Source organism: Allobosea sp. TAB14 (assembly GCF_052113865.1).
In the GTDB taxonomy this organism is placed as follows: domain Bacteria; phylum Pseudomonadota; class Alphaproteobacteria; order Rhizobiales; family Beijerinckiaceae; genus Allobosea; species Allobosea spartocytisi.
On the sequence record NZ_JBFRDQ010000017.1, the window covers coordinates 86791 to 97314 of the forward strand.

General features: G+C 64.4%; 11 protein-coding genes. 8 read left to right on the plus strand and 3 right to left on the minus strand.

All coding sequences use genetic code 11. The features are described from left to right. Positions 1-87: 87 nt before the first annotated feature. Positions 88-1701, minus strand: coding sequence for a helix-turn-helix domain-containing protein (locus AB4Y99_RS04330; RefSeq protein ID WP_441522496.1), 1614 nt, complete (start codon positions 1699-1701; stop codon positions 88-90). Positions 1702-1832: 131 nt separating this feature from the next. Between AB4Y99_RS04330 and AB4Y99_RS04335 the strand changes: the two genes are divergently transcribed. Then, positions 1833-2438 (plus strand): amino acid synthesis family protein, encoded by a 606-nt coding sequence (locus tag AB4Y99_RS04335; protein WP_441522497.1) that lies wholly within the window; start codon positions 1833-1835, stop codon positions 2436-2438. A gap of 414 nt (positions 2439-2852) precedes the next feature. Here AB4Y99_RS04335 and AB4Y99_RS04340 read toward each other — a convergent pair whose 3' ends face one another. Continuing rightward, positions 2853-3761 (minus strand): LysR family transcriptional regulator, encoded by a 909-nt coding sequence (locus AB4Y99_RS04340; protein ID WP_441522498.1) that lies wholly within the window; start codon positions 3759-3761, stop codon positions 2853-2855. A 132-nt stretch (positions 3762-3893) separates the two neighbouring features. Between AB4Y99_RS04340 and AB4Y99_RS04345 the strand changes: the two genes are divergently transcribed. The 7 genes from AB4Y99_RS04345 (at position 3894) to AB4Y99_RS04375 (ending at position 9798) form a co-directional block, all read left to right on the plus strand. Continuing rightward, positions 3894-4553: an RraA family protein gene (locus AB4Y99_RS04345; RefSeq protein ID WP_133565758.1), complete on the plus strand. Its 660-nt coding sequence runs from the start codon at positions 3894-3896 to the stop codon at positions 4551-4553. Positions 4554-4609: 56 nt separating this feature from the next. Beyond that, the gene (locus tag AB4Y99_RS04350) at positions 4610-5494 is read left to right on the plus strand and encodes an aminotransferase class I/II-fold pyridoxal phosphate-dependent enzyme (RefSeq protein ID WP_441522506.1); all 885 of its coding nucleotides are present in this window, start codon (positions 4610-4612) and stop codon (positions 5492-5494) included. Between the two features lie 15 nt (positions 5495-5509). Further along, positions 5510-6322 (plus strand): ABC transporter substrate-binding protein, encoded by an 813-nt coding sequence (locus AB4Y99_RS04355; RefSeq protein WP_112762640.1) that lies wholly within the window; start codon positions 5510-5512, stop codon positions 6320-6322. 33 nt (positions 6323-6355) lie between these two features. Then, complete coding sequence (locus AB4Y99_RS04360) at positions 6356-7054, plus strand: amino acid ABC transporter permease (RefSeq protein ID WP_441522499.1); 699 nt, start codon at positions 6356-6358, stop codon at positions 7052-7054. Further along, the gene (locus AB4Y99_RS04365) at positions 7054-7764 is read left to right on the plus strand and encodes an amino acid ABC transporter permease (protein ID WP_441522500.1); all 711 of its coding nucleotides are present in this window, start codon (positions 7054-7056) and stop codon (positions 7762-7764) included. Before AB4Y99_RS04360 ends, AB4Y99_RS04365 begins: the two co-directional genes overlap by 1 nt. A gap of 7 nt (positions 7765-7771) precedes the next feature. Next, the gene (locus AB4Y99_RS04370; RefSeq protein ID WP_441522501.1) at positions 7772-8500 is read left to right on the plus strand and encodes an amino acid ABC transporter ATP-binding protein; all 729 of its coding nucleotides are present in this window, start codon (positions 7772-7774) and stop codon (positions 8498-8500) included. A gap of 245 nt (positions 8501-8745) precedes the next feature. Continuing rightward, positions 8746-9798, plus strand: a complete 1053-nt coding sequence (locus AB4Y99_RS04375; protein WP_441522502.1) for a LysR family transcriptional regulator — start codon at positions 8746-8748, stop codon at positions 9796-9798. 365 nt (positions 9799-10163) lie between these two features. Here AB4Y99_RS04375 and AB4Y99_RS04380 read toward each other — a convergent pair. Then, positions 10164-10524, minus strand: a 361-nt coding sequence (locus AB4Y99_RS04380; protein ID WP_441522503.1) for a hypothetical protein, incomplete at its 5' end; no start/stop codon positions are given.

The following is a 10524-nucleotide window of genomic DNA, read 5'->3' on the forward strand; positions in this document are numbered from 1 at the left end:
CGTCACCAATGAGGATGAGGCTAGGCAGCCGCCCGCAGCCTTTCTTCCTCCGAAACGGAGGACACGTAGGCAAAAGGATTCGCCGCTTCAGGGGTAAGCGGCGGTTCGGCCTTCAATGACGTCGTGCATCTTCAACGCCAGTTCGAGAGTAAAGCGCCTTTCCGGCGTGTCCGGATTGATCTGGAACAACTCCTCGATCCGAGCGAGCCGATAGCGCAGCGTCGTGACGTGCAGCGCCATCGCATCGGCGCAGGGTTGGCTGCGGCAGCCGGCGCGCAGATAAGCCGTCAGCGTTTCCAGATAGGGCGTGCCATGCTCGCGATCATGCGATGCTACCCGGCCGATGCTGCCCTCGACGAAGGCCCGCACCTCGGCCGAATCGGCGGCGCCAATCAGCATCGGCAAAGGGCCGAAATCGAGCGCCGAAAGCACGCCGCTGCGCCGGAAGCTGCGCGCGATCCGCAGCATTCGCCAGGCCCGCTCCCATTCTCCGGAATAGGCGTCGAGCCCGTCACAGACGCCGCCGATGACGGCGATGGGCTCGCCACGCGGGCCATGGCGCAGCGTTTCGACCAGGCGCTGCGCGAAACGGTCGAGCCGCTCTCGCTCCTCGCCCGCCTGCGCTGGGAGCAGGCAGACCAAGCCTGTTCCGATCGTTATGACATGGCAACTCAGGCCATGTTGCCGCGGGGGCCCCGGGCGGAACTGGATCACGCTGCGCATCATCTGGACGCTCAGCGCGAATTTGGCGCTGTCCAGCATGAGCCGCCGCAGATCGTCGCCCGGCTCGGCGTCGAACAGGACGAGGGCACCGACGATATCCGCATCGACGCTCAAGGGCTCGATCAAGGCAGGCAAGACCAGCTTTCCGCCGCCGGCATCGATGGAGATGCTGCCAATTTTTGCCTCGCCGTCGGCCACCGCGGCCTTGACCGTGGCGATGACGGGATCGGCCTGCCCCGTCGCCAACAAGGTGCGCCACGCAGCTTCGTCATAGGAGACGGGGGCTGGCGAGCCTGCGGCGACGAGTCCGTTTTCGGCGAAATCCACCACAAGCACCGCGCATCGCAGCAACTCGTCGAGCCGAGCCGCCAGGGCATCCGCCGATCCGCCCGACAGGACTTCCTGCAGCAAGGCTCCCTGGGCATGCAGCGCGCGACGCTGCTCCTCTGCTGCGCGCCGCTCTGCCCATAAACGCTGCTCGCGCTCGACTGCGATCGCGCCGAGATGGGCGATCATGCCCATGAAGGCGAGGTCGTCGGAGGGCAGCGGCTTGATGTCGCGCGAGATGAGGCTCAGCACCATCGGGCGCCCTTCGGCATCGACGCTGGTCAGCGGCATCACCAGAACCGAACGGTAGTCGCGCTCGAAGGCCTCGCGCCGGTAGCCCGGGAATTCCTCCGAGGCCCGTGCGTCGGGGATGTAGACCGGCTCTCCCGTCCGCAACGCCAAGAGCGCCGGGCTCGTCGCCAGTTCCCAGCGATCCTCGAGCTGGCGTCGCAGCAGCGTCGGGTCATGACGCACGGAGACATGGGCGTAGCCATGCCCTACGTCGATCGACATGATCGAGCCCATGCTCCAACCRCCATGGTCACAGGCCGCCTTGACCAGGTCGAACAGGATGCCGGGGAGATCGACGCCGGAGTTGATCCGGCTCGCCACCTCCCTGAGCGAATGCATTTGCGAAACAGGCGTAAGCACTTCGTCCCCTTCCTATCTTGCGCAACCTCGCAGCATTCCAACGGCCAAGCTTCCTCGCAATCATAGGAAGACATCCGGCTGACGAACACTAGCCTCGGCCGTCATCGCCACTGAGCTGTCGGGAGAGGGCCATGGATATCGGGGTGCGCAAGATCGCGACCTTCGTCGAGGAGACGATAATCGAGGGGGGCAAGGCGGCGCCGCGTCCGATCACCATGACGGTTGTCGCGGCAGTGGTGAAGAACCCCTGGGCCGGCCAGGGCTTCGTCGAGAACCTTCGTCCCGAGATCATGCGCATCGCGCGCCCGCTCGGCCTGGAGATGACGCGCCGGCTGATCGCCGTGCTGCCGGGGGAGCGGGTCGAAGCCTACGGCAAGGCCGCGATCGTCGGCGTAAATGGCGAGATCGAGCACGCTTCGGCGCTCATCCATACGCTGCGCTTCGGCAACACCTTCCGCGAGGCGGTCTCGGGAACCGCCTTCCTGAGCTTCACCAACACGCGCACCGCGCCGGGCGCGCTGGTTTCGCTGCCGATGATCCACAAGAGCGAGACCGGCAAGCGTTCGCATTTCATCACGGCAACCTTCCAGATCGCCGATGCGCCCGGCCCCGACGAGATCGTCGTCGCGATCGGCGCCTCCGATGGCGGCCGCGCCCATCCGCGCATCGCCGACCGCTTCGAGGATATGAAGGAGATGGAGGCGGAGCTAACAGCACCTGAGCTCGTCAGCATCTGATCGAATCCGACGGTGGCAGACGCCGTCGGCCTCATCTGTGCGAATGCGGTCCATGCCGGCGCCGATGCACAGCGCGGTGGGCCATCGAGATAATCCTGGCACACAGGGGCGTGGCGCCTTCGCAATGGCCCCGACTTGAGGCATCGGTGCGCTCGTGGGCGCCTGGTTTGATCGGCATCTATATGAGGCGACTGGCGTCGAGCTATCTTGGCGCTACATAACTTGCATGTTTCCGATGGGAGGCGGCATCCCTCGCCAGCACATCGCGCTGCGCGCTCCCATCTTGCGCCGTATGTAAACATTGGCACGATGCCCGGAAGCAGACATTCGTTCAGGCACACCCTGGTGTCGGTGTCGGATTTAGACGGATATTTCTCACTCGCAGGCGAGCGACGAAGGCGTCCGCCTCAGCACTCAATCCCGCGGCAGGCTGCGGGCGCTGAAGTCACAGGATTGCTGAGCGATTGTCGCAATGCGCGCGGCGAGCGGCGAGATGTCGCCCTTGCGGTGCACCGCATGGTAACGGAGCGGTGGAATCGGCGGCTCGGTCCGGATGACGCGCAGCCGGCCGTTGGCGATCTCCGGGCCGAAATAGCTGGCCGTCAGGAAGGTGACGCCCAATCCGGCGGCGGCAAGGGCTGCCAGCACGTTCAGGCTGTTGCATTGAACGATGTGGTTGATCGCGAGTCCATTGGCCACCGCCCAGTCGAGCACCAGCTTCTGCAGGCCGGAGCCCTGGGTCTGCGTCAGGATCGAATAACGCGCCATCTCGCCGAGCGGGATCAGGTTCTCCTCCGGGCCGAAGCCCGGCGCCGACACCCATTCGAGCTGAACCGTATCGAGCGGCAATGCCGTGAATTCCGGCGTTTGCGGGGGATCCAGCGCGATGACGAGGTCGAGCTCGGTGGCCGCCAGCTTGCCGAACAGGTCGACGCTGGCCGCGACTTCGGGAACGGGCACGACATTGGGGTAGTCGTGCTTCATCGCGACGATCAGCTTTGGCAACCAGGTCAGGGCGACGAGCTCGGTCGTGCCGAAGCGGAACGGCCCCGAGAAGGTCGCGGCCCCGCCGGCCGCCTCACGGAAGCGCGGTTCCAGCGCGAGCATCTCTGTGGCGATCGGCAGGCTCGCCTCGCCGGCCCGGGTCAGGCGCAAGGCATGGCTCGTGCGGTCGAAGAGGGGTCCGCCGATCACGGCCTCGAGTTCGATGATCCGCTTCGACACCGTCGATTGCGCCAGATTGAGATGCCGCGACGCCTCGGTGAAGCCGCCAAGTTTGGCGGTCCAGTAGAAGGCCTCGATCTGCCTCAGACTCGCCGGCATCGCTTTCCCCCATCGCTCGGCGCCACTTCATGATGAAGAAAAGCGATAGCTTGTGAGAAATATATTCGCTTTCTGTCATTCTCGCCATGTCACATGATTCCCGAAACCAAGCTCTTGGGGACGGAATCTTCCATGTCGTTGATCGGCCACCGTACCAATCCGAACAGCCCTGCGGTGCCGGAGGCGATCCTCGACGGCTTCCGGACCGCCCCCGTCTCGATCATCTCCGACGTGATGAACCGCCTGCATGGGACCAGGGCGCTGCGGCCCTATCATCGCTCCGGCCGACTTCTCGGCACGGCCGTGACGGTGAAGACGAGGCCGGGCGACAACCAGACCCTGCACCGCGCCTATGAGCTGCTGCGCCCGGGCGATATCCTCGTCGTCGATGGTGGTGGCGACCTGACCCAGGCGCTCGTCGGCGAGATCATGATGAGCCGGGCGCGGGCGATGGGTGTCGCCGGCTTCGTCATCGACGGGGCGATCCGCGACGTCGATGCGTTCCAGCAGGCGGATTTTCCCTGTTACGCCCGCGGCGTGACCCATCGTGGCCCCTATAAGAGCGGGCCGGGCGAGATCAACGTCCCGGTCTCGATCGACGGCATGGTGGTGATGCCGGGTGACGTCGTGGTCGGCGATGCGGACGGCATCGTCGCCTTCGATCGTACCGACGCGGCCGGGCTCCTCGAACTGGTGCGCCAGCAGGAAGAGCGCGAGGCGAACGCGCTCGCCGCGATCGCGGAAGGGCGCGTCGACAGCTTCTACATGAAGACCGGAAAGGCTGCGTCGTGACGGTACCGGCCATCCCGCTTTCCGCGCGCGTCGGCCGGATCAAGCCCTCGCCCAGCATGGTGGCGCGACTGCGAGCCCAGGAGCTGAAGGCGCAGGGGCGCGACATCATCGACCTCACCACCGGAGAGCCCGATTTCGACACGCCTGCCCATATCCGGGAAGCGACGACCGCCGCCATGGCGGCCGGCGAAACCCGCTATGCGCCGGTCAACGGCACGCTCCGCCTGCGCAAGGCGATCATCGCCAAGTTCGCGCGGGAGAACGGCGTGACCTACGCCGCCGACGAGATGACGGCGCTGACCGAGGTGCTGAAGCGCCATCCTCACGTCGCGCTGATGACGGACGACATCTACGAGCATATCCGCTTCGACGGCAGCGAGCCGGTCTGCCCGGTCGCGATTGCGCCCGAACTGCGCGAGCGCACTTTGCTCRTCAACGGCGTCTCCAAGACCTATGCCATGACCGGCTTCCGCATCGGCTACGGCGCCGGACCGAAGGCACTGGTCAACGCGATCAACGTCATCCAGTCGCAGACGACCTCAGGCGCGGCCTCGATGTGCATGGCGGCGGCCGCAGCGGCACTCGAAGGTGACCAGAGCTTTGTCGGCGAGGCCCGCTCGGCCTATCGACAGCGGCGCGACCGCGCGRTCGAGTTGCTCGACGCGATCGACGGGATGAGCTGCCGCAAGCCCGACGGCGCCTTCTACGTCTATCCGAGCTGCACTGGGTTGATCGGCCGGCGCCGGCCGGACGGGCGGGTGCTGCAGAGCGACCTCGATGTCGCGCTTTACTTGCTCGAAGAAGCCGGCGTCGCCGTCCTCGACGGCTCGGCCTATGGCCTCTCGCCCTATCTGCGCCTGTCGATCGCGACCTCGCTCGGCGCGATCGAGGAGGCCTCCGCCCGCATCAAGACGGCCTGCGACGCATTGCAACGATCATAACAACAGGGGATGACGATGAAGCTCTTCTCGGTTCTCGGCCTTGCGGCCGCCCTCGCCGCCGGCCTCTCCGGAGCCGCCCAGGCCGACCAGCTCGCCGACATCAAGGCGCGCGGCAAGCTGATCTGCGGCACGCTCGGCACCTCCGAACCATTCTCCTTCCAGCACCCGCAGACCCGCGAGATCGTCGGCTACGATGTCGACATCTGCAAGAAGGTCGCGGACGCGGTCGGTGTTCCGCTTGAGCTGAAGAGCATCGCCGTCGAGGCGCGTATTCCCGAATTGCTGCAGGGCCGGGTCGACATCCTCGCCGCCAATCTCGGCTATACGCCCGAACGCGCCCAGCAGATCGACTTCTCCCATTCCTATTTCGTCAGCCAGCAGAAGCTGCTGACCACCAAGGAAACCGGCATCACCACGCTGGAGGGGCTGGCCGGCAAGAAGATCACGGCGATCAAGGGCTCGTCTTCCGAACAGGGCGTGCGCCGGCTGATCCCGACTGCCGAGACCGTGACCTTCCAGGACACCTCCTCCGCCTTCCTGGCGCTGGCGCAGGACAAGGTCGATGCCTTCTGCGGCTCGGAGCTCATCCTGGTGAAGCTCGCCAAGCAGTCGAAGGTGCCGATGGTCGTGATCGAGAAGTCGCTTTTCGTCGAACCCTGGGGGCTCGGCCTGCGCAAGGGCGAAACGGCCTTCAAGACGCTGGTCAACGAAACCCTCGCCAAGGCCGCAGACTCCGGCGAGATCGACAAGATCTTCTCGAAGTGGTTCGGCCCGGGCACGGCCTTCGACATCAAGCGCGACTACAAGATCGAAGAGATCAGGGGCTGATCTGACGGCAGGGCATCGGAGGGGAGCCGATCGATGGGCTATATCTTCGATATCGGCAGCGTGCTGACCGGGAAATATCTCGACTGGTTCCTGATCGGCATCGCCACCACGCTGGCGCTGACGGCGGTCGCCTGGTGCCTCGCCATGGCGATGGGGATCGTCCTGACGCTTGTCCGGATGATTCCGTTCCCGCCGCTCGGCTGGTTCGTGGCTCTGTATGTCGAGTACCACCGCAACGTGCCGCTGCTGGTCCAGATCTTCGTCTGGTATTTCGGCGTGCCCTCGCTGCTGCCGCGCCCTGCCCGGCAGTGGATCAACGCCCATCACGGCGAGTTCCTGCTGGCGGCGACCGCGCTCGGCCTGGCTGCGGCGGCCTATGTCGCCGAGGATATCCGCAGCGGCATCCGCTCGATCCCGAAGGCCCAGTACGAGTCGGCCCGCTCGATGGGCTTCGGYTATCTCGGCGCCATGGGCTATGTCGTGCTGCCGCAGGCGCTGCGCATCGCCGTGCCGCCGCTGATCAACCAGACCCTGCTGCTATTCAAGAACACCAGCCTCGCCATGGCGATCGGCGTCGGCGAGCTGACCTATCGGACGCGCGAGGTCGAGAGCTACACCTTCAAGACCTTCGAGGCCTTCGCGGTCGCGACCGCGATCTATCTCGCCATCTCCTTCGGCATCATGGCGCTGGGCAGCTGGTCCGGCCATCGCCTCAGGCTCGAGACGCGCTGATGCTCGAGATCCTGCAGAACAACTGGCTGCTCTTCCTTGTCGGGCAGTATCCGCACGGGCCGATCGGCGGCCTCGTCATGACGCTGTTCATGGCCGCACTCTCGCTGGCGCTGTGCTTTCCCTTCGCGATCGGCCTGGCGCTGGCGCGCCTCAGCCCCTATCGCTGGCTGCGCCTGCCGGCGACCGCGATCGTGCACACGGTGCGCGGCCTGCCGCTGATCATGTTCATCTTCTGGACCTATTTCTTCTCGCCGCTGATCATCGGCCGGGCCGTCGGCGGGGTCGAGACGCTGGTGATCGCGCTCGTGGTCTACGAAGCCGCCTATCTCTCCGAGATCATCCGCGCCGGCATCGAGGGGCTGCCCAAGGGCCAGACCGAGGCGGCGACCTCGCTCGGCCTGCGCTACTGGCCGACGACGATCAAGGTCGTGCTGCCGCAGGCATTGCACAACATGCTGCCGAGCATGGTCAGCCAGTTCGTCTCGACCATCAAGGAAACCTCGCTGGGCTATGTCATCAGCGCCCATGAGCTCACCTTCGCGGCGGCGCAGGTCAACAACGTCCTGCTGACCCAGCCTTTCGAGGTCTACGGCATCCTGGCGCTGACCTATTTCGCGCTCTGCTTCGCGCTGACCTCGCTGGCGCGCCTGATCGAGCGGCGCATCTCGGCCGGCCGTGGCGGCGCGCCCGGCGTCGTCGTCGCGGCGTGAGGAAGCCATGATCCGCTTTGAAAACGTCGACAAATGGTTCGGGACGCTCCAGGTGCTCGCCGGAATCTCCGGCGAGGTCCGGCGCGGCGAGGTCAAGGTCCTGGTCGGCCCGTCCGGCTCCGGCAAGTCGACCCTGATCCGCACCGTGACCCGTCTGGAGACCATCCAAGGCGGGCGCGTGCTTGTGGACGACGCCGACATCGCCGCCCGGAGCGTCGACATCAACCGATTGCGCCAGCGCGTCGGCTTCGTCTTCCAGGCCTACAACCTGTTCCCGCATCTCAGCGCGCTCGGCAACATCACGCTCGGCCTGACCAAATTGCGCGGCATGTCGAAGGCGGCGGCACGCGAGCGCGCCATGGAGGAACTTGYCCGAGTCGGGCTGACCGAGAAGGCAAACGAGATGCCCGGCCTGCTCTCGGGCGGGCAAAGGCAGCGCATCGCCATCGCCCGCTCGCTGGCGATGGACCCGGAAGTCATGCTGTTCGACGAGCCGACCTCCGCGCTCGATCCCGAAATGGTCGGCGAGGTACTGGCCGCAATGAAGCGGCTCGCAGCCGCGGGTATGACCATGATCTGCGTCACCCACGAGATCGGCTTCGCCCGCGAGGTCGCGGACGAGATTTGGTTCATGGAAACCGGCAGGGTGATCGAGCGTGGTAAACCGACGGAACTCGCGGGTCGCGCAGCGCAGTCACGACTGGGAGCATTCCTCCAGAAAGTCGGCGCGACCTGAGTGTCTGGCGAAGATAGGGATCTCGACGGCAGCCATCAGGGAGCGTAACCCACGGCAACAGAACGATTTCCCGGGAACCGAGCGCCACAACCAGACATTGGGTCACTGCCGGGAAGCGGACACCGACGAGGGAGCGAGCGGTGATTGCGATGACGCACCTCAAACTGCAACCTGCCCCGCCGATGCGTGYCGGGACAAGCCAACCGATTGACAGTCGCCTAACGTAATCGCGCCTTATGGACGGAATGGCGAGAGCTGTTCGCCATCAGGATCGCAATCCCTATGACTTTTTGACGGGAAACCAGGCGGTTGCATGGCTATCGGAGCATCCGGTGATTCCTAAATTGGTGGGTTCGACCACGCTGCGCTACTTCTCCGAGGTGGCCGAGCGTGGCTCCTTTCGCGCTGCGGCGGAATCCCTGCGCATCGCGGCGTCGGCGATCAACCGGCAGGTCAGCAATCTCGAGACCGATCTCGGCGTCAAATTGTTCGAAAGGGCGCGCGGTCGAGCCGGGCTGCAACTGACGGAAGCGGGACGCATCCTGCAGTCCCGCCTGCGTTCGGCGATCAACGAACTGCGCATGGCAAACGATGAAATTATTGCGCTGCAGGGTCTCGGGCGCGGGCACGTGACGGTCGGATTCAACGACGTGATCGTAAACACCATATTGCCGGAGGCAATCAAAGGTTTTCATCAGGCCCATCCGAATATAACCTTCGACGTCAAGGTCGACAGCACGYGGGAGCTCGTTTCGCGGCTGAAGGATGGCGATATAGATTTCGCAGTTGCTTATAATTTCTCCCCGGAAGCAGAGCTTTCATACATGGAGAGCATCTCTCTCAAGATGTATATGATCGCCTCGCCTGATCATCCTCTCGCGGCGCGTCCGTCCGTCACGCTTTCAGACCTCGGCGAACACAATCTCATCTTGCCCGATGGCTCGGGGTTTATACGGCAGATATTCAATATCGCGTTCGGCGGCTCCAAGGCACGGGTCAACCAGATCGTGCAGACGAACTCCTTCGAGCTGATCCATTCGCTTGTGGAATGCGGGGTCGGGGTCAGCGTCGTGACCGGGCGAGAGCAAAAGGAGGATCGGGGGCGACTGAGCCATGTCGAAATCGACGACGCTCTTCTTTCGCGGAATGTGCTCGCCTGCTGCAAATTGCCCGATCGCGACCTGTCGCCGGCCGCGGCGGCGTTCGCTGCAGCCGTATGCGATGCCTTGAGAGCGTTCGAGCAACGCGAAGCGCGCTCGGGCCAAGACGGGGAAGGAAAGACCCTGACCGTCGGGTGATTCCGCGGCGCATCAGGAAAAGGCGAGCCGCCGAGGCCTAAATGGCGAGGCATGCGCAGGCGCGCACCCCGCCGTCGATGAGAAGCAATTCATGCGCATAAAGCATGGCAATCAGGCGCAAGGCGCATGCAAAGCGCCTCGCGGCTAACGTTTGCCGCTTTTCATGAGCCGTAACCTATGCTGCGGCGCAATGCGCTAATTTCGTGTCTTCAAAGAGGCAAAATTGGCGCTTTACGCAGACGCGCAGTCATGAGTAGCAACAGATGTCCAAATGGTCATCTGTATGGCGGTCGACTTGGCATATGAGCGAAATAACTTCGGAATTTGAATTAATTTGCTCGAAATCCGATATGGCTTGGACCGCTTTACAGCGGCAATACGCTGATCGGCTGACAGCACCGGAGATTGATTTCCTCTTCGCACGGCTTGTCCTTGGCCTGACCGCCCCATTCTACGCCGAGCGGGAGCCGGCTCTCCATTTCACGGCCTGCAATGCCCTCGTCGGGCGGAAGCTGCCGCCCGAGCGCGCTCACGCGGCCTTGCGCACCGTGCCGAAAGCCGGCGAGCCATGGATCGAACGAGCCTTCGATCTGGCGGAAGAGCACGGAACAAAAATTGCTGCGACGCTGAAGGAACAGCGCGACCAAACCGATCAGATCAACGCCAAAGCCGATGCGGCACATCGAGAGCTTTCGAGCGGGGCCAAGGAGCACGTGGGCTGATGAC